This window comes from Streptomyces sp. NPDC057877 (assembly GCF_042796855.1).
Lineage (GTDB): Bacteria > Actinomycetota > Actinomycetes > Streptomycetales > Streptomycetaceae > Streptomyces.
The window spans coordinates 225,331-247,328 of record NZ_JBHVMS010000012.1; the positions used below are offsets into that span (position 1 = coordinate 225,331).

Annotated in this window: 25 protein-coding genes; 14 read left to right on the forward strand and 11 right to left on the reverse strand. The window is 72.8% G+C overall.

Annotation, left to right across the window (positions count from 1 at the left end; translation table 11 throughout):
• Positions 1-39 precede the first annotated feature (39 nt).
• Both ACFVQG_RS32765 and ACFVQG_RS32770 read left to right on the forward strand, forming a co-directional pair.
• Complete coding sequence (locus tag ACFVQG_RS32765) at positions 40-897, forward strand: AAA family ATPase (RefSeq protein ID WP_383390488.1); 858 nt, start codon at positions 40-42, stop codon at positions 895-897.
• Positions 894-2,246, forward strand: a complete 1,353-nt coding sequence (locus tag ACFVQG_RS32770) for a VWA domain-containing protein (protein ID WP_383390489.1) — start codon at positions 894-896, stop codon at positions 2,244-2,246. Before ACFVQG_RS32765 ends, ACFVQG_RS32770 begins: the two co-directional genes overlap by 4 nt.
• A 10-nt stretch (positions 2,247-2,256) precedes the next feature.
• Here ACFVQG_RS32770 and ACFVQG_RS32775 read toward each other — a convergent pair whose 3' ends face one another.
• The 3 genes from ACFVQG_RS32775 to ACFVQG_RS32785 form a co-directional block, all read right to left on the reverse strand.
• Positions 2,257-2,616: a cupin domain-containing protein gene (locus tag ACFVQG_RS32775; RefSeq protein ID WP_383390493.1), complete on the reverse strand. Its 360-nt coding sequence runs from the start codon at positions 2,614-2,616 to the stop codon at positions 2,257-2,259.
• 113 nt (positions 2,617-2,729) lie between these two features.
• Entirely contained in the window at positions 2,730-3,707 is a 978-nt protein-coding gene (locus ACFVQG_RS32780; protein WP_383390497.1) for a threo-3-hydroxy-L-aspartate ammonia-lyase, read from the reverse strand.
• Positions 3,704-4,402, reverse strand: coding sequence for a transcriptional regulator (locus ACFVQG_RS32785; protein WP_383390500.1), 699 nt, complete (start codon positions 4,400-4,402; stop codon positions 3,704-3,706). Before ACFVQG_RS32785 ends, ACFVQG_RS32780 begins: the two co-directional genes overlap by 4 nt.
• A gap of 192 nt (positions 4,403-4,594) precedes the next feature.
• On the opposite strand from ACFVQG_RS32785, the gene ACFVQG_RS32790 reads away from it, so the two are divergent.
• From ACFVQG_RS32790 to ACFVQG_RS32825, 8 genes are all read left to right on the forward strand, one after another.
• Entirely contained in the window at positions 4,595-5,341 is a 747-nt protein-coding gene (locus ACFVQG_RS32790) for a DUF4142 domain-containing protein (protein ID WP_383390503.1), read from the forward strand.
• A gap of 116 nt (positions 5,342-5,457) precedes the next feature.
• A complete protein-coding gene (locus ACFVQG_RS32795) occupies positions 5,458-5,943 on the forward strand; it encodes a cation:proton antiporter regulatory subunit (RefSeq protein WP_383390506.1) in 486 nt (161 codons plus the stop codon).
• A 6-nt stretch (positions 5,944-5,949) separates the two neighbouring features.
• Positions 5,950-7,188 (forward strand): cation:proton antiporter, encoded by a 1,239-nt coding sequence (locus ACFVQG_RS32800; RefSeq protein WP_383390508.1) that lies wholly within the window; start codon positions 5,950-5,952, stop codon positions 7,186-7,188.
• A 267-nt stretch (positions 7,189-7,455) separates the two neighbouring features.
• The gene (locus ACFVQG_RS32805) at positions 7,456-8,421 is read left to right on the forward strand and encodes a pirin family protein (protein WP_383390511.1); all 966 of its coding nucleotides are present in this window, start codon (positions 7,456-7,458) and stop codon (positions 8,419-8,421) included.
• Between the two features lie 93 nt (positions 8,422-8,514).
• Positions 8,515-9,009 carry a MarR family winged helix-turn-helix transcriptional regulator gene (locus ACFVQG_RS32810; protein WP_383390514.1) on the forward strand — a complete coding sequence of 165 codons (495 nt, stop codon included), beginning with the start codon at positions 8,515-8,517 and terminating at the stop codon, positions 9,007-9,009.
• 3 nt (positions 9,010-9,012) lie between these two features.
• The gene (locus ACFVQG_RS32815) at positions 9,013-9,456 is read left to right on the forward strand and encodes a MarR family winged helix-turn-helix transcriptional regulator (RefSeq protein ID WP_383390517.1); all 444 of its coding nucleotides are present in this window, start codon (positions 9,013-9,015) and stop codon (positions 9,454-9,456) included.
• 151 nt (positions 9,457-9,607) lie between these two features.
• The gene (locus ACFVQG_RS32820; RefSeq protein ID WP_383390519.1) at positions 9,608-9,955 is read left to right on the forward strand and encodes a tetratricopeptide repeat protein; all 348 of its coding nucleotides are present in this window, start codon (positions 9,608-9,610) and stop codon (positions 9,953-9,955) included.
• A gap of 30 nt (positions 9,956-9,985) precedes the next feature.
• Positions 9,986-10,642, forward strand: coding sequence for a peptide deformylase (locus ACFVQG_RS32825; RefSeq protein ID WP_383390522.1), 657 nt, complete (start codon positions 9,986-9,988; stop codon positions 10,640-10,642).
• Between the two features lie 27 nt (positions 10,643-10,669).
• Here ACFVQG_RS32825 and ACFVQG_RS32830 read toward each other — a convergent pair whose 3' ends face one another.
• On the reverse strand, positions 10,670-12,100 hold the full coding sequence (locus tag ACFVQG_RS32830) for a dihydrolipoyl dehydrogenase family protein (protein WP_383390525.1): 1,431 nt from the start codon (positions 12,098-12,100) through the stop codon (positions 10,670-10,672).
• A gap of 125 nt (positions 12,101-12,225) precedes the next feature.
• Here ACFVQG_RS32830 and trxA point away from each other — a divergent pair, with 125 nt between their 5' ends.
• A complete protein-coding gene (gene trxA, locus ACFVQG_RS32835; RefSeq protein WP_383390528.1) occupies positions 12,226-12,621 on the forward strand; it encodes a thioredoxin in 396 nt (131 codons plus the stop codon).
• Between the two features lie 85 nt (positions 12,622-12,706).
• On the opposite strand, the gene ACFVQG_RS32840 is transcribed toward trxA, so the two are convergent.
• Complete coding sequence (locus ACFVQG_RS32840; protein ID WP_383390530.1) at positions 12,707-13,753, reverse strand: LacI family DNA-binding transcriptional regulator; 1,047 nt, start codon at positions 13,751-13,753, stop codon at positions 12,707-12,709.
• A gap of 92 nt (positions 13,754-13,845) precedes the next feature.
• Positions 13,846-14,517: a TetR/AcrR family transcriptional regulator gene (locus ACFVQG_RS32845; RefSeq protein WP_383390532.1), complete on the reverse strand. Its 672-nt coding sequence runs from the start codon at positions 14,515-14,517 to the stop codon at positions 13,846-13,848.
• Between the two features lie 119 nt (positions 14,518-14,636).
• On the opposite strand from ACFVQG_RS32845, the gene ACFVQG_RS32850 reads away from it, so the two are divergent.
• A complete protein-coding gene (locus ACFVQG_RS32850) occupies positions 14,637-15,200 on the forward strand; it encodes an NADPH-dependent FMN reductase (protein WP_383390535.1) in 564 nt (187 codons plus the stop codon).
• A gap of 9 nt (positions 15,201-15,209) precedes the next feature.
• Here the strand turns inward: ACFVQG_RS32850 and ACFVQG_RS32855 are convergent, their stop codons facing one another.
• Positions 15,210-17,183, reverse strand: a complete 1,974-nt coding sequence (locus tag ACFVQG_RS32855) for a caspase family protein (RefSeq protein ID WP_383390537.1) — start codon at positions 17,181-17,183, stop codon at positions 15,210-15,212.
• A gap of 2 nt (positions 17,184-17,185) precedes the next feature.
• Entirely contained in the window at positions 17,186-17,575 is a 390-nt protein-coding gene (locus ACFVQG_RS32860) for a hypothetical protein (protein ID WP_383390540.1), read from the reverse strand.
• 235 nt (positions 17,576-17,810) lie between these two features.
• Between ACFVQG_RS32860 and ACFVQG_RS32865 the strand changes: the two genes are divergently transcribed.
• Both ACFVQG_RS32865 and ACFVQG_RS32870 read left to right on the forward strand, forming a co-directional pair.
• Positions 17,811-18,695, forward strand: a complete 885-nt coding sequence (locus ACFVQG_RS32865) for a DUF6424 family protein (protein WP_383390543.1) — start codon at positions 17,811-17,813, stop codon at positions 18,693-18,695.
• A gap of 18 nt (positions 18,696-18,713) precedes the next feature.
• Positions 18,714-19,844, forward strand: a complete 1,131-nt coding sequence (locus ACFVQG_RS32870) for a phospholipase effector Tle1 domain-containing protein (RefSeq protein WP_383390545.1) — start codon at positions 18,714-18,716, stop codon at positions 19,842-19,844.
• A gap of 15 nt (positions 19,845-19,859) precedes the next feature.
• On the opposite strand, the gene ACFVQG_RS32875 is transcribed toward ACFVQG_RS32870, so the two are convergent.
• From ACFVQG_RS32875 to ACFVQG_RS32885, 3 genes are all read right to left on the reverse strand, one after another.
• Positions 19,860-20,675, reverse strand: coding sequence for an SAM-dependent methyltransferase (locus tag ACFVQG_RS32875; RefSeq protein ID WP_383390548.1), 816 nt, complete (start codon positions 20,673-20,675; stop codon positions 19,860-19,862).
• A 71-nt stretch (positions 20,676-20,746) separates the two neighbouring features.
• A complete protein-coding gene (locus tag ACFVQG_RS32880; protein WP_383390743.1) occupies positions 20,747-20,959 on the reverse strand; it encodes a DUF397 domain-containing protein in 213 nt (70 codons plus the stop codon).
• A 26-nt stretch (positions 20,960-20,985) separates the two neighbouring features.
• Positions 20,986-21,861 carry a helix-turn-helix domain-containing protein gene (locus tag ACFVQG_RS32885; protein ID WP_383390551.1) on the reverse strand — a complete coding sequence of 292 codons (876 nt, stop codon included), beginning with the start codon at positions 21,859-21,861 and terminating at the stop codon, positions 20,986-20,988.
• Between the last annotated feature and the right edge of the window lie 137 nt (positions 21,862-21,998).

The following is a 21,998-nucleotide window of genomic DNA, read 5'->3' on the forward strand; positions in this document are numbered from 1 at the left end:
TAGGAGCGGACCCATTGGCCGCGACCGCCGGAGGACCGGTTGTTCACTTCCGTCGACGATGTCTCCGCCCGGCTCGCCCAGGCCGGATACCTGGCGTCCCCCGCGGTCGCCACGACCGTCTTCCTCGCCGACCGGCTCGGCAAGCCACTGCTCGTGGAGGGCCCGGCAGGTGTCGGCAAGACCGAGCTGGCGAAGGCGGTCGCCGAGGTCGCGGGGGCCCGGCTGGTGCGGCTCCAGTGCTACGAGGGCGTCGACGAGTCCCGGGCGCTGTACGAGTGGAACCACGCCAAGCAGTTGCTGCGGATCAGCGCGGGCCGCGACGAGACCTGGGACGAGACCCGCACCGACATCTTCAGCGAGGAGTTCCTGCTGCCCCGCCCGCTGCTCACCGCCATCCGTGGCGACGAGCCGAAGGTGCTGCTGATCGACGAGACCGACAAGGCCGACGTCGAGGTGGAAGGGCTGCTGCTGGAGGTGCTCAGCGACTTCCAGGTGACCGTGCCCGAGCTGGGCACGGTCACCGCGACCCGCCGCCCTTTCGTCGTCCTCACCTCCAACGCCACCCGCGAACTGTCCGAGGCGCTGCGCCGCCGCTGCCTGTTCCTGCACATCGGCTTCCCCGAGGAGGAGCTGGAGCGGCGGATCGTACGGCTGAAGGTGCCCGGCATCGACGCGGCGCTGGCGGAGGCGGTGGTGCGGGTGGTCGGCGCGCTGCGCGCCCTCGACCTGCGCAAGGCGCCGTCCGTGGCGGAGACCGTCGACTGGGCGCGCACCCTGCTCGCGCTCGGCGCCGACACCCTGGACGAGCAGGTGGTACGGGACACCCTGGGCGTCGTCCTCAAGCACCAGGACGACGTGGTGAAGGCGGCGGCCAAGCTCGACCTGGACGCCATGTGACCGCCCCGGACTCTCTCGCCGGGCGGCTGACGGGGTTCGTGGCCGCGCTGCGCGCGCACGGCGTGCGGATCGGCACCGGGGAGACCGTGGACGCGGCCCGCGCGATGACGGCGCTGGGGCTGGCCGACCGGGAGCTGCTGCGCGAGGGACTGGCGGCGACGCTGCTGCACACCGCGGCCCAGCGGCCGGTGTTCGACCCGGTCTTCGACCTGTACTTCCCGCGCGGCGTCGGCGGTCCCGAGCGGAGCACGAAGGACCGGGACGACCTGCGGGAGCGGCTGGCGGCGGCGCTCGCCGCGGGCGACTCCGACCTGCTGGGGCGGCTGGCGGCGGAGGCCGTGGACGGCTTCGGCGGATACGGCGGTTCACCGGGGTCGGACGGCTGGTCGTCGTACCAGACGCTGGACCGGGTCCGTCCGCAGACGCTGCTCGCGCGGGTGCGGGAGGGCATGCGGCCGGGCGCGGCCGGGTTCACCGACCGGCTGCTGGAGGACGAGATCAGGCGCCGGATCGAGGAGTTCCGGCGGCAGGTGGCCGCGGAGGCGCGGCGGCGGGTGGCCGAGCGGCGCGGGCGGGAGGAGATCGCCCGGCGGGCGGTGGCGCCGACCGCGGACCGGGTGGACTTCCTGTACGCCGGGAAGGACCGGGTCGCCGAGCTGCGGCGGACCGTGCAGCCGCTGGCGCGCAGGCTCGCCACCCGGCTGGCCGCCCGCCGCCGCCGTGCCGCCCGCGGCACCATCGACCTGCGGCGCACCCTGCGCGGTTCGCTGTCGACGGGCGGGGTGCCGATGCGGCCGGTGCTGCGCAGGCGCCGCCCGGCCCGGCCCGAACTGGTGCTGCTGTGCGATGTGTCGGGGTCGGTGTCCGGGTTCTCGGACTTCACGATGCTGCTGGTGCAGGCGCTGCACGACCAGTTCAGCAAGGTGCGGGTGTTCGCCTTCGTCAACCGGATCGACGAGGTGACCGGGCTGCTCGCGCACGGCGCCGCCGACCCGGAGGGGCTGGGCGCCCGCATCCGGGCCGAGGCGACGCTCACCGGCTGGCACGGCAGCAGTGACTACGGTGTCGCGCTGGGCGAGTTCGCGGAGCGGCACTGCGACGCGGTCGGGTCGCGGACGACGGTGTTCGTCCTCGGTGACGCGCGCACCAACATGAGCGACCCGAACCTGCCCGCCGTACGCCGGATCGCCGAACGGGCCCGCCGCCTGTACTGGTTGAACCCCGAACCACGCTCCCAGTGGGGCACCGGCGACTCGGCCGCGCCCGAGTACGCCGGGCTGGTGGAGATGCACGAGTGCCGCAACGCGCGCCAGCTGGGGGTGATCGTGTCCCGGTTGCTGCCGGTGTGACGCGGGGTGCCTAGTCGGCCTTGGCGTACTCCTGCGCCATCTGTCCGGCGAAGTCGTAGGCGACGCAGGGTTCGTCGCCGATCACCCAGGCGTCATGGCCCGGCGGGCACACGAAGACGTCGCCGGGGCCGACCTCGCTCTCGCCGCCGTCGTCCATCCGGATGTGCAGACGGCCGCTGACCACATAGCCGTTGTGGTGGACCTGGCAGCTGTCCGTGCCCGCGAGCGGCTTCACGGACTCCGACCAGCGCCAGCCCGGTTCGAACGTCGCCACGGCGAAGTCCAGCCCCGACATGTGCACGGCTTCCAGGTGGCCCCGGGGGAAATCGCGGCGCTCATCGGGCTTGTCCAGCGTCTTGACCTCCAGCATGGCACTCTCCCTTCCGGCCGCGGGGCTGGTCTGCGGCTGCCCCCACTGGCGTCGCGGTCACCCCGCCTCCGCCCTTCCATCGTCCGTCTGTCAAGCGGGGGCCGCCATTCGGGTCAGTCCCGCTGCCCGCACAGCAGCGCGAAGCGTTCCGCGTCGACGTTGCCGCCGGAGACGATGACCCCGATCCGGCGCGGCAGCGGGGTCACGCGGCCGGTGAGCAGGGCGGCGAGCGGGGTGGCGCCGCTGGGCTCGACGACCGTCTTCAGCCGCTCGAAGGCGAACCGCATCGCGGCGCGGATCTCGTCGTCCGAGACCAGGGCGACGGCGTCCACGAGACGCCGGTTGACCGAGAAGGTCAGTTCGCCGGGGGTCGTGATGGCCTGCCCGTCGGCGATCGTGCGCGGCACGGGGACGGTGACGCGCCGTCCCTCCTCCAGCGACCGCTTGGTGTCGTCGCCCGCCTCCGGTTCGACGCCGATGATCCGGATACCGGGGTACAGGTCCCTGGCCACGGTGGCGCTCCCCGCGATCAGCCCCCCACCGCCGACCGGGGCGACCAGCGCGTCCAGTTCCCCTGTCTCCTCGAGCAGTTCGAGGGCCGCGGTGCCCTGCCCGGCGATGACGTGCGGATGCTCGTACGGCGGGATGAGCGTGAGCCCGCGCTCGGCCGCCAGGTCCTCGGCGATGGCCGCCCGGTCGCCGGAGTAGCGGTCGTACGTGACGATCTCGGCGCCGTATCCGGCGGTGGCCGCGACCTTCGAGGGCGGGGCGTCCTCGGGCATGACGATGACGGCGGTGGTGCCGAGTTCACGGGCGGCGAGGGCGACGGCCTGGGCGTGGTTGCCGGAGGAGTAGGCGGCGATGCCCCGCGCCAACTGCTCGGGCGTCAGCCGGGAGGCCGCGTTGTAGGCGCCGCGGAACTTGAACGCGCCCACGCGCTGGAGGTTCTCGCACTTGAGGAAGACCTCCGCGCCGACGAGGCCGTCCAGGGTGCGGGAGCGCAGTACCGGGGTGCGGTGGGCCACGCCCTTGAGCCGTGCGGCGGCGTCACGGATGTCGGCGGCGGTGACGGGTGGGGCGGTGGTCGTCACGGGTGTTCTCCCTTGGGGGTGGGTTCGGGGGCGGTCTCGGTCTCCCTGGCCTGCGCGAGGTAGTGGTACGCCGAGGCGCGCGAGATGCCGAGGCGGGTGGCGACCTGCTCCACCGAGCGGCGGACGGCGAACACGCCGCGGGCGTCGAGGCCGCGGAAGAGGGCGAGGCGCTCGGCGCGGTCCAGCTCCGGCCAGCCGCGGCCGTGGCGGAGCCGCTGGGTGTCGACGATGGCGTCCACGACGGCGTCGATGTCGTTGCCGAAGGGGGTGACCGGCGCCTCGGCGGGGGCGTCGGTGCCCGCGAGCGCGGCGAGCAGGGTCTGGGCCTGGCTCACGGCGGTGACGTCCAGGTTGACGCAGAGCGCGCCGAAGACCGCGCCGGTGGAATCCCGCAGCACGGTCGTGGACGACTTGACCAGCCTCCCGGTGCCGGTGCGGGTGAGGTAGTTCCACTCGTCGGTGGCCCGCTCACCGCGCGCGAGGACGCGCATGCCGATCTCGCTCATGGCACCGCCGACCTCGCGTCCGGTCACCGAACCGGCGACCGCGACCACCGACTTCTCGGGACTGCGGTAGTCGTGCAGCACCGCCTCGCACAGCGGCCCGAAGGTCGCGGCGAGGGAGTCGACGACGGGCCGCAGCGCGGCGAGGATCGCGTCCCGCTCCCGGTCGAGGCCCTGCTCGTCGCGCGTCATCCACCCACCTGCCGTCCAAAGCCGCCCAGCTCGCCTGGACGATTCGTCCAATCACTGTACTCCTCGTCCAGTCGTCACGGGTATGTGACCGACACCACACGCCTCATCCGCAAGTTCTGCCGCGGACGGTGATTACCGCCCGCCCCGCATCCGTACTTCCTGGCGTTCGGGCTGTTCACTCCGGGAGGCACGATGCGCTTGTCGCGCAATATGGTCGGAACCGTCTTCGTGGGCGGCGCGCTGAGTCTGACGCTCACCGCGCTCGCGTACCCGGCCGTGCTCGGCATCGACAAGACCGCCTCGGACACCAGCCGCATCATCGCCAACACCCAGTACGGCCCGCTGACCGAGGCCGACCGCGACTTCGTGGTCAAGGTGCGCTCGGCCGGGCTGTGGGAGTACCCGCTGGGCGAGCTGGCGATGGAGCGCGGCACCACCCCGGAGATGAAGGAGGCCGGGGAGCACCTCATCGTCGGGCACGCGGCACTGGACGCCACCTGCCGGAAGATCGCCCCCGAGCTGGGCATCACCCTGCCCAACCAGGCGACCCCGCAGCAGCAGCAGTTCGTGGCCACCATCGAGTCCAAGTCCGGCAGGGAGTTCGACTCCACCGCGGCCAACATCATGCGGGTGACCCACGGCCAGATCTTCCCGGCGATCGCCAAGATCCGCGCCAGCACCCAGAACACGCTCGTCCGGCAACTGGCCGACCAGGCCAATGACACGGTCCTCGACCACATCACCGTGCTGGAGAACACCGGCATGGTCAACTACGACCAGGTCAACTTCCAGCAGACCGCACCCCCGAAACTCCCCGAGGAGCAGCTCACCCCGCCCGCGCCGCAGCCGGGCTCCCCCGTGGTCGTCCTGACCCCGCGGCCCGACCTGGACGTCCAGACCACCGCCCCGACGCCCAGCCCGAGCCCGACGGTCCGCTGACAAGGCCGACCCGAACGGCGCACGCATAGGATGATCCCCACAGGCCGCACGCGGGCGTCTCCGGTGGTCCACTGACCGGACCGCCGGGCCGACCCGCCAGGAGAAGGGGGTCAGCCATGGGCGCGCCACGCCTGGGCAGTACGCCGTTGCCCGGAATCGGCGTCCGCTACGACCTGACGACACGGGAGCAGCGCCATCTGTCGGTGGTCGCGCACCGCGACGGGCAGCGGACGCTGAACGCGTACGCCAAGGACGACCCGGACGCGTGCTCGCTGTCGGTGCGGCTGACCGCCGAGGAGGCGGCCACGCTGATCGACGCGCTGATGCCCGCGCACCACACCCCGAACCTGCTGTCCACCACGGACCTCGGGCTGGTGGCCGAGCGGATCGAGCTGACCGCGGTCTCGCACTGGAACGGGCGGCTGCTCGGCGAGACCCGGATGCGCACGGACACCGGCGCCTCCATCGTGGCGGTGCTCCGCCGCGCCGAGGCGATCCCCTCCCCCGCGCCGGACTTCCGGCTCGCCGGTGGTGACACCCTGATCGTGATCGGCACCCGCGAGGGTGTGGAGGCGGCGGCCTCGATACTCGGGCGGGAGTGACCGGACATGCACTCCTCGGCTGTCTTCCTGATCGAGTTCGGCGCGCTCATCCTCGGCCTGGGGCTGCTGGGCCGGTTCGCCGGACGGTTCCAGTTCTCGCCCATACCGCTCTATCTGCTCGCCGGGCTGGCGTTCGGCGAGGGCGGGGTGCTGCCGCTCGGGACCAGCGAGGAGTTCGTCGCCGTCGGCGCCGAGATCGGCGTCATCCTGCTGCTGCTCATGCTCGGCCTGGAGTACACGGCCAGCGATCTGGTGACCAACCTCAAGACGCACTACCCGGCCGGGCTGGTCGACGCCGCGCTCAACGCCCTGCCGGGCGCGGCGCTGGCGGTCCTGCTGGGCTGGGGGCCGGTCGCGGCGGTGGTCCTGGCCGGGGTCACCTGGATCTCCTCCTCGGGCGTCATCGCCAAGGTACTCGGCGACCTCGGCCGCCTGGGCAACCGCGAGACGCCGACGATCCTGAGCATCCTGGTCCTGGAGGATCTCTCCATGGCCGTCTATCTGCCGGTGGTCACGGCCCTGCTCGCCGGGACGAGCCTGGCGGCCGGGAGCGTGACGCTGGCGATCGCGCTCGGGGTCGCGGGGCTGGTGCTGGTGGTGGCGGTGCGCTACGGGCGGCACATCTCGCGGTTCGTCTCCAGCGACGACCCCGAGAAGCTGCTCCTGGTGGTGCTCGGGCTGACGCTGCTGGTCGCCGGGCTCGCCCAGCAGTTGCAGGTGTCCGCGGCGGTGGGCGCGTTCCTGGTGGGCATCGCGCTGTCGGGTGAGGTGGCCGAGGGCGCGCACACGCTGCTGGCGCCGCTGCGGGATCTGTTCGCCGCCGTGTTCTTCGTCTTCTTCGGGCTGCACACCGACCCCGCGACCATCCCGCCGGTGCTGTTGCCCGCGCTGGCGCTGGCCGTCGTGACCACGCTGACGAAGATCGCCACGGGGTACTGGGCCGCCCGGCGCGCCGGGATCTCCGTGAAGGGGCGGTGGCGGGCGGGTGGCGCGCTGGTGGCGCGCGGTGAGTTCTCGATCGTCATCGCGGGTCTCGCGGTCACGGCCGGTATCGAACCGTCCCTGGGCCCGCTGGCCACGTCGTACGTGCTGATCCTGGTCATCATCGGTCCCCTCACCGCCCGCTTCACCGAGCCGGTTGCCCTCTGGGTGACGGGGCGGCTGCGCGGGCCCGCACCGGCGCCGGACGCGGCGGTTCCCGCGTCCGAGCGGCCGGTCGACGACCATGACGCGGTGGGCCGCTGACAGCGCCGTCGTGACGGACGGGAGGCGGCCGTGCGCGGGTCCGTCGTGGCTGGTCGCGCGGTTCCCCGCGCCCCTTGGGGCGTGCGGTCGCCGTATCTCGCACAGCCGCGGGCGGTCGTGCCGCTGGGGCGACGGGGGGTCCCCCTGATCGAGCGAAGCCGGGGGCTTGGGGAAGGGTGGGCGCGGCGGCACCCCGTCAGCGCCGGGCCGCGCGGCCCACCCGCGGCCCGCACCCACGGCGGGACGCCGACCGCTAGGTTGTCCGCCATGAGCAACCTTGACCGCGCGCCCGTACCGAGCGTGTGCGGCGGACGTGGATTCGTCGTCGCCGAACCCGTCCGCGAACTGCTGAGCCCCCGGCAGGTGAAGCTCGGGGAGTCCACCGAAGTGCGCAGGCTGCTGCCGAACCTGGGCCGACGGATGATCGGCGCCTGGGCGTTCGTCGACCACTACGGCCCGGACGACATCGCCGACGAGCCCGGCATGCAGGTGCCCCCGCACCCGCACACGGGTCTGCAGACGGTGAGCTGGCTGCACGAGGGCGAGGTGCTGCACCGCGACTCGACCGGCAGCCTCCAGACCATCCGCCCGAGAGAGCTGGGCCTGATGACCTCGGGCCGGGCGATCAGCCACTCCGAGGAGTCCCCCCGTGCGCACGCCCGCTTCCTGCACGGCGCCCAGCTGTGGGTCGCCCTGCCGGACGCGCACCGCCACACCGAGCCCGCGTTCGAGCACCATGCCGACCTGCCCACCGTCACCGCGCCCGGCCTCACGGCGACCGTGCTCCTCGGCGCACTCGACGGCTCGGCGTCGCCCGGGACGGCGTACACCCCGATCGTCGGCGCCGACCTCACCCTGGCGAGCGGCGCCGCGGTGGCGCTGCCGCTGGAGCCGGACTTCGAGTACGGGGTGCTGGCGATGTCCGGCGAGGTGCGCGTCGACGGCGTACCGGTGCTGCCCGGCTCGATGCTCTACCTCGGCTGCGGACGCACCGAACTGCCCCTGCGCGCCGAGTCCGACGCCGCGGTGATGCTGCTCGGCGGGGAGCCGTTCGAGGAGGAGCTGATCATGTGGTGGAACTTCGTGGGCCGCACTCAGGCGGAGATCGAACAGGCCCGCGAGGACTGGATGCTCGGCACCCGCTTCGGCGAGGTCAAGGGCTACGACGGGACCCCGCTGCCCGCTCCCGAACTCCCGGCGACACCGCTCAGGCCGCGGGGCCGGGTGCGCTGACCCCACCGGCGCGGCGGGACTGGACCTCACGTCCCGTCCGCCTGCCCCGGTAAATAGTAGCCATGTACATAGTAGCCATGTACCGTATCTCTCATGAGTACGGCACCCGAGGGCGCGACGCCCGGTTTCCTCGTCTGGCGACTGTCGATGAAGTGGCGCGTCGCCGTCGACCGCGCGGTGGCCCCGCTGGGCCTCACGCATGCGCAGTACGCGCTGGTGGCCTCGCTGCACGGCATGCAGCGCGCCGGTGAGCGGCCCAGTCAGCGCCGCCTCGCCGACCACACCGGACTCGAACCGCTCTACGTGTCCAAGCTCGCCCGCGCCCTGGAGGCCGCCGGTCTCCTGGAGCGCGCCCGCGACCCGCACGACCCGCGCGCCGTCCAACTGGCGCTCACCGAGGCGGGAGCCGAGGTCACCCGACGGGCCATCAAGGTCGTCCACCGGCTGCTCCAGCAGTTGCTGGCACCCCTCGGCGGTCCCGACGACCCACGGGCCCGGGAGTTCGCACGGAACCTCGCGACCCTGCTCGACGCACCGCTCGATCCATCCGTCGACGGCACAGAAGACGTCGGCCACAGACAGGAGTAGGACATGACCACCACCGCACCCATCGCCGACAGCCGCGCCATAGCGCTGACCCACTACGCCGCGCGCGGCGTCCTGGAATCCGTACTGTCCCGCCACGACGCCACCTTCCAGCAGAGCGTCACCCTGCGGGTGATCGCCGTGGCCGAGGGCCCCATCGAGCGGGACGCGGCCGTCGGCCAGGTCGTCCAGTCGCTCAAGACCGACGCGGCACGGATACAGGGGACCGTGGAGGAGCTGGTCTCCAAGGGGCTGTGCGCCACCGAGGGGGCCGCGCTGCGGCTCACCGACGCCGGGCGGGAGTTCTACGACACCGTCACCGCCGAGACCGCGGAGATCTCCGCGCGGATCTGGGCGGACATCCCGGCGGAGGACCTGGCGGCGGCGGGCCGCGTCCTCGCCGTGGTCACCGAGCGGGCCAACGCCGAGCTGGCGGCGCTCCGGAGCTGAAGCAGTGGAGCGCTGACGTAGTGGAGCGCCTGACGTAGTGGAGTGCCGACGTAGTGGAGCGCCGACGTAGTGGAGCGCCGACGTAGTGGAGCGCCGACGTAGTGGAATGTTTAACCATCTCTCGTGGTTCAGTGCGTCGAAGGAGGTCAGCGTGAACACGACGTACTACGACCACGGAACACCGGCCGAGCGCTGGGAGCGCGGGCGGATGTTCTTCGACGCCAAGGACTACGCGGCCGCCGCCCGTGTGCTGGGCGGGCTGGTCGAGGAGGTGCCGGAGCAGACCGGGCCCCGGCTGCTGCTGGCCCGCGCCTACTACCACTCGGCCCAACTGGGGCGCGCCGAGGCCGAGTTGCGCGTCATCGTGGAGCGTGACCCGGTGGAGCACTACGCCCGTCTGATGCTCGGCCGCACCCTGGAGCGGCAGGGCCGTACGGCGGAGGCGGAGCCGCATCTGCGCCTCGCCTCGGCGCTCGCGGGTGACTTCGAGCGGCTCTGAGGGCAGGCGGGGGCATGTCATGCTGGCCGGATGGCTTCCCCCGCTGATCGCGCCGATCGCCCGCCACTGACCGAGCGGGTCGAGGAACTCCTCGCCGCCGGTGGCCCGTTGCCCCTCGTGGAGGCCGGAGACCCGGTCCTGCGACGGGGCACCGAGCCGTACGACGGCCAGTTGCCGCCCGCGTTGCTGGCCCGCTTCGTGGACGCCCTGCGGCTGACCATGCGCATGGCGCCCGGGGTGGGCCTCGCGGCACCGCAGGTGGGGGTGGGGCTGCGGATCGCCGTCCTGGAGGACCCGGCGCCGGTGCCGGAGGAGGTGGCGGTGGCGCGCGGGCGGGTGCCGCAGCCGTTCCGGGTGCTGGTGAACCCGTCGTACGAGCCCGTGGGTGCGGAGCGCGCCGCCTTCTTCGAGGGGTGTCTGAGCGTGCCGGGCTGGCAGGCGGTCGTGGCCCGGCACGCCGCCGTACGGCTCACGGGCCAGGACGAGTACGGCCGTACGCTCGACGAGGTGGTCGGCGGCTGGCCCGCGCGGATCGTGCAGCACGAGACCGACCACCTCGACGGCGTGCTCTATCTCGACCGCGCCGAGATCCGGTCCCTCTCGTCCAGCCGGGCCCTCGCCGAGCGCTGGAACGCGCCGACACCCCATGCCGCGGCGCGGGAACTGGGCTTCGAGCTGCCGGAGTGAAGGGCCCGGCAGCCCGCCGCCGTCCCGTCAGCCCCGGTAGGCCTCCAGCAGCCGCAGCCAGACCTCGCTGACCGTCGGATAGGACGGGACCGCGTGCCACAGGCGGCCGATCGGCACCTGTCCGGCGACGGCGATGGTGGCCGAGTGGACGAGTTCGCCGACGCCGGGGCCGACGAAGGTCACCCCGCGCAGGATCTCGTCCTCCAGGTCGACGACCATCCGGGCCCGGCCCCTGTAGCCCTCGGCGTACAGCCCCGCCCCGGCGACCGAGGAGAACTCGACGTCGACGGCCCGCACCCGGTACCCCGCCTGCTCGGCCTCCGCCAGCGACAGGCCCACGGACCCGGCCTCCGGGTCGGTGAAGACGACCTGCGGCACGGCGTGGTGGTCGGCGGTGGCGGCGTGCGCGCCCCAGGGGTCGGCCTCCGCCAGGGGGTCCCCGGCCGCGCGGGCGGCGATCGCGGCACCGGCGATGCGCGCCTGGTACTTGCCCTGGTGGGTCAGGAGGGCGCGGTGGTTGACGTCGCCGACCCCGTACAGCCAGTCGAAGCCCTCGACGCGCAGGCTGTCGTCGACCCGGAACCAGGAGCCGGGTTCCAGACCGACCGTGTCCAGGCCGATGTCCTCGGTGCGCGGGGCGCGGCCGGTGGCGAAGAGGATCTCGTCGGCCTCCAGGCGCTCCCCCGCGCCGGTGACGGCGACGACGGTGCCGTTCTCACGGGTCACGGACTCCAGCGAGGTGCCGGTGCGCACGTCGGCGCCCGCCTCGGTGAGCGCCTCGGCGACGAGTTCGCCCGCGAAGGGCTCCATCCGGTTCAGCAGGCCCTTGCCGCGCACCAGGACGGTCACCTGGGAGCCGAGGGCCTGCCAGGCGGTGGCCATCTCGGTGGCGACCACACCGCCGCCGACCACGATCAGCCGACCGGGGGCGGCCTTCGCGCTGGTGGCCTCGCGGCTGGTCCAGGGGCGTACGGCGTCCAGTCCCGGCAGATCGGGCAGCACCGCGCGGCTGCCGGTGGCCACGGCGACGGCGTGCCGGGCGGTCAGGGTGCTGACCGTGCCGTCCGGGGCCGTCACCGTGACCGTGCGGGTCCCGCTGATGCGGCCGTGGCCGCGGTACAGGTCGGCACCGATGCCGTTCAGCCAGTCGACCTGGCCGTCGTCCTGCCAGTGGGAGGTGTAGTCGTCGCGGTGGGCGAGCACCGCGGCGGTGTCCAGGGGTCCCTGCACCGCCTGGCGCAGGCCGGGCACCTTGCGGGCGTCGGCGCGGGCGATGACCGGCCGCAGCAGGGCCTTGCTGGGCATGCACGCCCAGTACGAGCACTCGCCTCCGACGAGTTCGCTCTCCACGACCGCGGTGGTCAGCCCCGCCGCGCGCGTGCGCTCGGCGACAATCTCCCCCACGGGCCCGGCCCCGAGCACCACTACGTCGTATGCGATGGAATCCGTTTCCGTCATGGGGTCAGTCTGGTGGGTGGTGTGGCGCGGGGCCACATGGGTACGGGCGTGTGCGGAATATGTGGCGGTCCGGCCATGTTGTGCCGACGGCTTCGCCCCCGACATCAGGAAGTGGGAACCACGCCATGAGCAGCACCGTGGAGCTGACCAAGGAGAACTTCGACCAGACGGTCACGGACAACGACTTCGTCCTGATCGACTTCTGGGCGGCCTGGTGCGGCCCGTGCCGTCAGTTCGCGCCGGTCTACGAGAAGGCGGCCGAGGAGAACCCCGACCTGGTGTTCGGCAAGGTGGACACCGAGGCGCAGCCGGAGCTGGCGGCGGCCTTCGGGATCCAGTCCATCCCGACGCTGATGATCGTCCGGGACCAGGTGGCGGTGTTCGCACAGCCGGGCGCGCTGCCGGAGGCCGCGCTGACCGATGTCATCGGGCAGGCCCGCAAGCTGGACATGGACGAGGTCCGCAAGGCGGTCGCCGAGCAGCAGGCGCAGGGCGGGCAGGGCGGGCAGGACGCCCAGTAGGTCCTTCAGGTCCTTCAGGTCCTTCGCGTACGACTCGTCCACGCCGCCAGGCCGGGGTCCCCGGTCTGGCGGCGTTCTCGTGTGGTCAGCTGGAGTCGCGGTGGACGACCGAGGCGCCCAGCACCTCGTGGCGTTCCGGTGGGGCGGCCGGGTCGCGGACCGCGCGGTCGACGAGTTCGGCGAGGTCGCGGCCGGAGGGCAGGTCGATGTGGACGGTGCTGAGCCGTGGGCGCAGCAGGCGGCCGAGCATCAGGTCGTCGGCGCCGATGACGGCCGTCTCGCCGGGGACGGTGACGCCCTCGTCCTGCAGGGCGCGCATCAGCAGCATGGCGTACTCGTCGTTGTAGGCGAAGACCGCGTCCAGGCCCAGGTCACGCCAGTGCGCGGCGAGGCGGGCGGCGGCCTCCTCCTCGTAGGCGAGGGGCAGTTCGGTGACGGTGGCGGCGGTGCCCCGTACGGCGTGCCGGACGCCGTGCAGCCGGGGCCGGGAGAAGACCTCGAGGCCGGGTTCCTCGGGGACGACGACGCCGATGCGGCGGCGGCCCCGGGCGCACAGATGGGCGGCGGCGGCCCGGCCGACGCCCGTGTGGTCCATGAGCAGGGCGTGCGCGCCCTCGACGGTCTCGGGGCCGAGGGTGACCACGGCCCGGGCGCCGGAGCGCTTGAGCACGGCGACGCCCTGCGGGCCGAGGCCGGAGCCGGGCACCAGGACGGCGACCGGGCGCAGTTCGGCCCAGGCGCGGGCGGCCTCGTCGCCGTGCACGCCGACGGTGCCGTACTGCACGACCGTGTAGTCGAGGCGGCCGAGCGCCCACTGGAGGTCGCTCAGGAACTGGCTGTAGAGCGGGCCCACCGGGATGGTGGGGGCGGGCATCAGGACCATCCGGCTGTGCCCGGCGCGCAGGCTGCGGGCGGCGGCGTGCGGGACGTAGCCGAGTTCCTTGGCGGCCTCGTGGACACGGCGGCGCGTGGGCTCGCTGATCCGTACGGCGCTGGTGTTGTTCAGGACGTAGGAGACGGTCGCGCGCGAGACTCCGGCGAGGCGGGCCACATCGGCGCTGGTGGGCACGGAGCGGCCGGGGGCCGACGCGGGCGTGGGCGATTTCGGTATCTGCACCATGACGTACGGCATCTTGGCAGAGGCCCAAAACGGGTCGTCGGGCGGGACCCGTCGGGTGAAGCTTGTACGAAACCGACGGCGCGTGGCCTGGTGTTTCCCGGCCGTCAGTTTGCCGGAAGCGTCCTGGTCAGCCGGTGGACCAGGTCCGTCCACCCGGCCTCCAGGCGGTCCAGCGGCATCCCGCACCGCTTGGTCAGATGGTGGATCGAGGCGGGGTCGAGGTAGCCCACCAGCGTCTGGGCGAGGAGTTCGCAGTCCGCGCCGGGCAGGGCCTCACGCAGCAGCATCAGCATGTGTCCGTAGACCAGACGCCGCGGCGGTGCGGTGAAGCGGCTGTCCGCGCTGTGCTCGGCGGCGAGTTGGAGTTCCAGTGTGTCGGCCGCCCGGCGCAGCGCGGCCACGCCGAAGGCGTCCAGCCGCTCCACGGGCGGTGCGCCGGGGCCCAGCGGCGGCGGGCCGGTGAGGAAGGCCGCCTGGAACTTCTTCTCGGAGTGGTCGAGCAGCGCGGTCAGCAGGCCGACCCGGTCGCCGAAGCGGCGGAAGACGGTCCCCTTGCCCACCTCGGCGGCGGCGGCCACCGCCTCCATCGTGAGCCCGGCCGCGCCGTGCTCCGCGACCAGCCGTGCGGCGGCCTCCAGCAGCCGGGCCCGGTTGCGGGCGGCGTCGGCACGCAGGCACGGGTCCTCCGCGGAGGTGCTGAGCTGGATCAACTCGGCGCTGTCAGCGCTTTCTTGGGAGGCCTGGGGCCGTGGCAGAGGCGGCAGGGCGGCGCACATGAGGACCAGGGTAAGGCACGGGAAGAAACTGGACCACGGTCCGGTTAGAGTGCTACAACATTGAACCGGACCTCGGTCCGGTTATCTCGGCAGTCACCTCCTCACCCCCTGGAGTACCCATGTCCGTGCAGATCCTGGTTCTCGTCGGAAGCCTTCGTTCCGGTTCGCACAACCGCCAGCTCGCCGAGGCCGCCGTCAAGCTCGCCCCCGAGGGCGCCGACGTGCGGCTCTACGACGGCCTGGCCGAGATCCCCTTCTACAACGAGGACATCGACGTCGAGGGCACCGTGCCGCCCGCCGCCGCCCGGCTGCGCGTGGCCGCGGACTCGGCCGACGCCCTGCTGCTGGTCACCCCCGAGTACAACGGCACCATCCCGGCCGTCCTGAAGAACGCCATCGACTGGCTGTCCCGCCCGTACGGCTCCGGCGCCCTCACGGACAAGCCGGTCGCCGTGGTCGGCACCGCCTTCGGCCAGTACGGCGGCGTCTGGGCGCAGGACGAGGCGCGCAAGGCGGTCGGCATCGCGGGCGGCAAGGTCCTGGAGGACGTCAAGCTGTCGATCCCCGGCTCCGTGACGCGCTTCGCCGAGACCCACCCGGCCGATGACGCCGAGATCGCCGCGCAGCTCGCCGAGGTCGTCGCCCGGGTGCACGGCCACGCGGGCACCCGGGCCGCCGCCTGAGCGCTCGGCTCAGGCCAGCCCGCTGATGACGAGGTAGGCGATGGCGAGCAGCAGGGCCAGGATCGCGACCGGCACCGCCAGGAGCCTCGCGATCCAGGTCAGGGCCTTGGTGGTGTGCTCCGCCGACTGCGGATAGCGGTCGGGCCGGGTGCCCAGCTCGTGCCGGGCCAGCGCCCGTAGCGCGATCGCGGCCACCGCGGCGACCAGGGCGACGACCAGCGGGGTGAGCAGTCCCTCGTCCCCGGCGTACCGCGCGATGTGGTCGATGGCGCGGTCCCGCCGCAGGCTCTCCGCGACGTCCGTCGCCGCGACGACCGCCCGCACCACCATGAACACCGAGACGACGGCCAGCGCGAGCGCCCCGGCGGCCAGGACAGGCGCCCGCCGGGCGCCCGGCGGCACGCGAGGGGCCGTCGGCCGGGGCGGTACCGGCGGTGACACCGGGCGGGTCGGGGGCGGGGGCGGTGGCGGGGCCTTCAGCGGCCTGGTGACGTCGTCCTCCGGCCGTCGAGGGGGCGGGGGCCGGTCGACGCTGACCTTCGCCTTTGGGGGAGGCGGCGGGGGCCGGTGCTCCTCTCGCGCGGGCCGGTGCTCGTCCGCCGGGGGCCTCTGTTCCTCGGCCGGAGGCCTCTGCTCCTCTTCTGGGGGCCGGTGCTCCTCCGTCGGAGGCCGGTGCTGCTTCTCCGGGGGCCGCTGCTCCTTCTCCGGAGGCCGCTGCTCCTCCTCCGCCGCCACCTCGGCCTCCACATGCACCACCGCCTCCCCCACCACTCCCTTCAGCACCAGGTCTCCCCTGAGCCGCCCCGGCGTGGTCGTCGACACGCGTACCTCTAGCCCGTCGTCCGTCGTCGTCGCCCGCAGCCAGTCGTCCTTGGGGTGCGGCACGCAGGAGCGGGCCAGGGGCGGGCCGAGCAGCCGTACGGACCGGTGCGGCGCGGGCGCGCCCCGCGGTACGACGCCGAAGTCCAGGCGCACCGGGTGCGGATTGATGGCGACCTCGTTCAGCGCGTGCTGGGCCTCCTCCGCGATGAACCGGATGTCCTTGCGCACCATCTCCGCCAGCGCCTCCCGCGCCCCCACCGCGATGGACAGGTCCGCGTTCTCCATCCGGGCGCGCAGTTCCGCGATGGCCCCGCGCCGGGTGTAGAGGTCGGGGCTGCGCATGGCGGCCAGGACGTCGTCGGGGACGGGCGCCGGTTCGATCCGCCGCCGTTGGCTGCGGGCCAGGTACATGTCGCCCTGCATGTCGACGGTGCGGCTCGGGGTCTGGTGGGGGTTCTGCTGCCGTACGCGGTCGAAGACGTACTCGTACAGCTCGTCCAGGGAGACCCGGCCGTCCTGGTCGAGGTCCGCCTCGCCGGTGGCCAGGCCCTGCACCACGGCGTGGGTGAAGACCGAGGGCCGGGCCCGGGGCCGGGAGCCCTCGGCGAGATCGGCGCCCTCGAAGGCGTACTCCATGGAGTTGGAGGCGGTGATGACCGCCCAGCCCCGGCCGCCGCCGAGCTTCTCCCCCGCGAAGGAGTCCAGCACGTGCACGTCCCCGGCGGCCCGTACGGACATCGGCCCCTGGGAGAAGGCGCCGCCGTAGCAGCAGTCCAGGAAGAGCACGATGCTGCGCGCCCGCGTCGTGGCCATGCGGCGGCGCACGAAGTCCGCGGCGACCGCGGTGGAGGCCAGTCGGCGGGGCAGGGTGTTGCGGGCGGCGAAGTACAGTTCGCCGGACTCGCTCTTGAGGCCGTGGCAGGAGAAGTGCAGCACGAGCGTGTCGGACGGGCGGCGGTCGGCGAAGAAGTCGTCGATGCGCAGCGAGATGACGTGCGCGGGTTCGTTGCGCACCACGGCCACCGCGAAGCCGCCGATGTCGGCGTCACCGAGGACCCCGGCGAGGGCGACGGCGTCGTGCGCGGGCGCCTCCAGCTTCTTCAGGCCCTCGTCGTCGTAGTGGTCGTTGGCGATGATCAGCGCGTCCCTGGTGTCGCCCATGGCTACGCGCCCACCGTTGAGTGGCGCTTGACGAACAGGTCGAACGCCTCCGCCACCTGCTCGTCCGTGGCGTCGGAGATCTCCAGCACGTCGTCGCCGAGGGCCAGCCGCAGCGCCGGGCGGGTCTCGTCGCGGTTGCGGCCCCACCACTGGCGTACCACGGCGACGATCTGCCCGATGCCGGTGGCGGCGCTGCCCAGGGTCACCAGCAGGGCGCCGACCGCGGCGACGTCCACGGCCCGGGCTCCGGGCGGCGGCTCCGGGGCCGGGACGGCTGTCACGTCGTCCACGTCGAGCTGGAGCAGTTCCTCGCGAAGATAGCCGGTCAGCCGTGCCACCCGCTCGGGTTCCGCCCCCTCCTCGGAAAGGACGATCCGCAGTTCTCTCTCCACCGGGTCAGCCCCTCGGTCGCGTTTCGTCGGGGCGGGCGCGGAGTCGTCGGGCGACCGGTGGCTCCGCGTCTTTCCTTACAGTGTGTGTCGCCACGCGCTTGGCGGCAAATCAGTGGAACTCTGTGCAACACCCCCTTTTTGACGGTTCAACCGTTGCCGACGACTGGCCGGTACCCGGCCCCCGGGGTCACGATGGATACAGGGGGCGCGCCCCGGGCGCAGCAGGAGGACCGTCATGGCCGACACCGTTTCCACACACCCGCCCCGATCCCCGGCCGGGCTGGAGCCCGGGGGAATCCGCAGCGGCAACCACCCCTGGCGGATACGTCTCGTCAAGCACCCCAAGCGGTTCGAGTCCTCGCACTTCCGCGCCGCGAAGAAGGCGGCGAAGAAGATCCTCGCGGAGACCGGGGACGACCATCTCCCCTACGGCCCGCGGCCCGGCGCGAACGAGCACTGGGAGATGCACCACGGCGGCAGCCTCTGGGTCAAGGGCACGGGCGGCTGGCAGATGTACCGGGCCCGGGTGGGCATCGAGTGGTCCATGCAGTTCTGCGCCGACCCGGTGAAGGTGGACCGGCTGCGCCGGGAGGCGGCCGAACTCGTCGAGGCCTTCCCGCGCACCCTGCCCGCGCTGGTCGCGCTGGGCTACGAGGAGGCCGAGGAACTGCTGGGTACCCCCGTCACGGACGCCGACGGCGTGGAGGCGTGGACCGACTCCCTCTTCAACGCCTGTGTCCCGCTGAGCCGGGGCAACCACCAGGGAGTCCTGCCCAAGGTGCCCGGCGAGCACCACTATCCGTGGCCCATCAAGGGCGCGGACTACGTCCGCTTCGAGGACTTCCAGCTGTGGGTGACCCTGCCCGACGGCACCCACGGCGCGGTGGCCCCGGTGGACCGCCGGGGCTCCGGCGACGGGCATGTCCGGCTGCTGCACGTGCCGGAGGGCAGTACGGCGTCGGACACGGTGGCCGAGGCCCAGGAGCTGCGGATGATGGCGGTGCTGCCGCCCAACAGCTCGGCGGCGCTCCAGGCGTTCGCGGAGCAGATCGTACCCGGCAGCCGCACCGCCTCCGGCCCGCTGGCGGCCGACGCCGCGGCGCGATCGCCGCAACCCTGATCAGCGGCGGGAGGCGGCATGCCGCGCAACATCGTGATCTGTCTGGACGGCACGGGAAACCAGGTGGGCGCCCACCACCCCACCAATGTGGTCAGGCTCTACGAGATGCTGGAGACCGGCGACCCCACCCGGCAGTTGCTCTACTACGACCCCGGGGTGGGCACCATGGCGTCGGCCACCGCGTACGGGCCGGTGACCCGCAGGCTGTCCCGGCTCGGCGGCCTGGCGTTGGGCACCGGCCTGAAGGCCAATCTCGCCGAGGCGTACACCTACCTGATGCGGAACTGGGAGCCGGGGGACGCGGTGTACGTCTTCGGCTTCAGCCGGGGCGCCTACACGGCCCGCGCGCTGGTGGGGATGCTCAACAAGCCCGGGCTGATGCGCCCCGGTTCGGAGAACCTGGTGCCGTACGCCGTGGCGAAGTACGCCTTCAACCAGGACATCTCCGAGAGCCAGCGGGAGGTCGCCCGGTTCTCCCGCGCCTTCTGCCGGGTCACCGAGGGCGAACCGCTGTGGCCGGTCGTGAAGCGCAACAACCCGCGGCAGGTGTCGCGTTACGCCCTGCCGGTCGCCTACCTCGGCGTCTGGGACACCGTGAAGGCGGCCGGAGTGCTGCGCCTGGGCAGCCTGCGCTGGCCGTACACCCGGATGCTGCCCAACGCGGCCCGGATCCGGCACGCGGTCTCCCTCGACGAGCGGCGCCGCCCGTACCGCGAGTACCGGGTCACGCCCCGGGAGGGGGAGCCGCGGGACACCGTCGAGGAGGTGTGGTTCGCGGGCGTCCACTCCGACGTCGGCGGGACGTTCGCCCATGAGCGGGGCGAGCCGCTGCTGTCCGCCGTCTCCCTGAAGTGGGTCACCGACGGGGTCCTCGACACCCTCGACTTCCGCCCCGGCGCCTACGCCGACGCCTGCGCGGTCACCGAGGAGTTCGCGCACGCCCCGGTGCACCGCAACGGCCCGCTGTGGTTCCTCGTGGGCCGCCGCACCCGGCCGCTGCCGCCGGACGCGCGGTGCCATGCGTCCGTACGGCTGCGGCTGGAGCGCGACGCCGGGTACCGCGCGGGCGGCGGCCTGCCCGATCCGGGGGACCCGGCCCGCTGGGCCGACCCCGAGTGGACCAAGCCGCAGCCGCCGCCGGGTGGTTGACGGGTCGCCGTACGGCTACGGCTTGCGGGCCACCGCCCCGTACATGGCGATGTCCTCGTCCCGGATGCCCTGCTCGCCGGTGCCGTCCGGGTGCCACTTGTGGACCTGGACGATGCCGGGGTCGACGAGTTCCAGGCCCTCGAAGAACTCCGCGGCCTCCGGGAGCGTCCGCAGCCGCATCGGCATGTTGCGGGCGGCGTACTCGCGGGCGACCCGTCCGACCTCCTCGGGCGCGAACTCGGCGGTGCCGATGGACATGGCCAGATAGCTGCCCGAGGGCAGCGGTTCCAGCAGTCGGCGCACGATGCCGACCGCGTCGTCCTCGTCCAGCATGAAGTGGACGATCGCGATCACCGTGAGGGCGACCGGCTGGCCGAGGTCGAGGGTCTCGCGGAACTCCGGGGAGCCGAGGATGGCCTCCGGGTCCCGGAAGTCGGCCTCGATGTACGCCGTGCGGCCCTCGGGCGCGCTGGCGAGGAGCCCCTGGGAGAGGGTGAGGACGATGGGGTCGTTGTCGACGTACACCACCCGGGACCCGGGGGCCACCTGCTGGGCGATCTCGTGCAGGTTGGGCGAGGTGGGGATGCCCGTGCCCATGTCGAGGAACTGCCGTATCCCCGCTTCCTCGGCCAGATAGCGCACCGCGCGGTTCATGAAGTCCCGGTTGGCGCGCATGTGGATCGGCAGGGCGGGCCACTCACGCGCCATGGCGTCGCCCGCTTCCTTGTCGGACGGGTAGTAGTCCTTGCCGCCGAGGATGTAGTCGTAGATACGCGCCGAATGCGCGCTCTCGGTGTCGATGCGGTCGGCCGGCCATCCGTTGTCGGGCAACGCCGCCCCTCCCCTTCGAAGTCGTCGAGCTGGTGGACACGCGGTCGGTTAACAGACGTGCGCAAGCGGGGTCACAGCAGGAAGTCGGCGTCGCCCGCCTTCACCCCCGTGAGGAAGCTGGTCATCTCGTGCGGGGTGAAGACCAGCGCCGGGCCCTCGGGGTCGGTGGACTGGCGGACCGCCACGCGGCCGTCGGCGAGCCTCTTCACTTCGACGCAGGCACCCCCGGCGTCGTCGCTCCACGGCCGGGTCCAGCCGCGTGCGCCCAGTTCCCGGGACGGCATGCCGTTGCGTATGTGGTGGTGCACGGTCACAGCTCCTTGCGTATCGCGCCGAGGAGTGCCTCGGTCTTCCTGGCGGGCGCCGCCTGGGCCCCCAGCCGGTCCATGGCCTCGCGGTAGACCACGACGTCGTCACCCTTGTCCAGGTAGACCGCTCCCACCAGGCCGTTGAGGTAGACGATGTCGGGCAGCTCGGGTGCCCGGAACCGGAACAGGTGATAGGCGCCGGCGCGCATCGCGGGGTGCGGACCGTTGGCGAACGGCATGATCTGCAGCGTCACATGGGGCAGCCGGTTGACCTCGACGAGGTGGTCGACCTGGGCGCGCATCACCTCGGGGCCGCCGACGGGCCAGCGCAGCACGGTCTCGTCCATCACCACCCACAGCCTCGGCGGTGACTCGCGCGACAGCAGTTCCTGGCGGCGCATCCGCAGCGCCACCCGGCGCTCGGTGGCCTCGGCCGGGGCGTGCGGGTTGCCCGCGCCGAGCAGGGCGCGGGCGTAGCTCTCGGTCTGGAGCAGGCCGTGCACGAACTGGTTCTCGTAGGCGCGGATCTGCAACGCGGCCTGCTCCAGGCTGAGATACGCCGCGAACCAGTCCGGCATGACATCGCGGTAGGTGTGCCACCAGCCGCGTTTGTTGGCCTCCCGGACCGACTTCAGGAAGGTGTCGATCTCCTGCTGGTCGGTCACGCCGTAGACCTGGATCAGCTTCTCGACGTCCGCGAGGCGCAGGCGGGCCACCTTGGCCGCCTCCATCCGGCGGATCGTGGAGTGGCTGACCCCGATGGCGGTGCCCGCGTCCTCGTAGCTCAGCCCGGCCCGGGTGCGCAGTTCCTCCAGCTGTCTGCCGAGGATCATGCGCAGGACGGAAGGGGCACCGCCCCAGTCGGTCTCCGCGGTCACGCCGTACCCCTTACGCCGAGCTTCCGCCAGAGCGCTTCCGGCGGATCGTTTCCGGCAGATCATTTCCGGTGGAAGCAGCATGCACTTGGCTACTTGCAAATTTCAACTCGCCAGTTGCGACACGATGTTGGCAGGTG

Bases quoted from the DNA above. Each gene is read 5' to 3' on its own strand.
- trxA (WP_383390528.1), top strand. From the start codon at position 12,226: ATGAGCAGCACCGTGGAGCTGACCAAGGAGAACTTCGACCAGACGGTC.
- ACFVQG_RS32830 (WP_383390525.1), bottom strand. From the start codon at position 12,100: ATGACGGAAACGGATTCCATCGCATACGACGTAGTGGTGCTCGGGGCC.
- ACFVQG_RS32805 (WP_383390511.1), top strand. From the start codon at position 7,456: ATGAGCAACCTTGACCGCGCGCCCGTACCGAGCGTGTGCGGCGGACGT.
- ACFVQG_RS32850 (WP_383390535.1), top strand. From the start codon at position 14,637: ATGTCCGTGCAGATCCTGGTTCTCGTCGGAAGCCTTCGTTCCGGTTCG.
- ACFVQG_RS32855 (WP_383390537.1), bottom strand. From the start codon at position 17,183: ATGGGCGACACCAGGGACGCGCTGATCATCGCCAACGACCACTACGAC.
- ACFVQG_RS32795 (WP_383390506.1), top strand. From the start codon at position 5,458: ATGGGCGCGCCACGCCTGGGCAGTACGCCGTTGCCCGGAATCGGCGTC.
- ACFVQG_RS32840 (WP_383390530.1), bottom strand. From the start codon at position 13,753: ATGCCGTACGTCATGGTGCAGATACCGAAATCGCCCACGCCCGCGTCG.
- ACFVQG_RS32880 (WP_383390743.1), bottom strand. From the start codon at position 20,959: ATGCCGTCCCGGGAACTGGGCGCACGCGGCTGGACCCGGCCGTGGAGC.
- ACFVQG_RS32870 (WP_383390545.1), top strand. From the start codon at position 18,714: ATGCCGCGCAACATCGTGATCTGTCTGGACGGCACGGGAAACCAGGTG.
- ACFVQG_RS32865 (WP_383390543.1), top strand. From the start codon at position 17,811: ATGGCCGACACCGTTTCCACACACCCGCCCCGATCCCCGGCCGGGCTG.
- ACFVQG_RS32825 (WP_383390522.1), top strand. From the start codon at position 9,986: ATGGCTTCCCCCGCTGATCGCGCCGATCGCCCGCCACTGACCGAGCGG.
- ACFVQG_RS32785 (WP_383390500.1), bottom strand. From the start codon at position 4,402: ATGACGCGCGACGAGCAGGGCCTCGACCGGGAGCGGGACGCGATCCTC.
- ACFVQG_RS32815 (WP_383390517.1), top strand. From the start codon at position 9,013: ATGACCACCACCGCACCCATCGCCGACAGCCGCGCCATAGCGCTGACC.
- ACFVQG_RS32810 (WP_383390514.1), top strand. From the start codon at position 8,515: ATGAGTACGGCACCCGAGGGCGCGACGCCCGGTTTCCTCGTCTGGCGA.
- ACFVQG_RS32775 (WP_383390493.1), bottom strand. From the start codon at position 2,616: ATGCTGGAGGTCAAGACGCTGGACAAGCCCGATGAGCGCCGCGATTTC.
- ACFVQG_RS32800 (WP_383390508.1), top strand. From the start codon at position 5,950: ATGCACTCCTCGGCTGTCTTCCTGATCGAGTTCGGCGCGCTCATCCTC.
- ACFVQG_RS32790 (WP_383390503.1), top strand. From the start codon at position 4,595: ATGCGCTTGTCGCGCAATATGGTCGGAACCGTCTTCGTGGGCGGCGCG.
- ACFVQG_RS32845 (WP_383390532.1), bottom strand. From the start codon at position 14,517: ATGTGCGCCGCCCTGCCGCCTCTGCCACGGCCCCAGGCCTCCCAAGAA.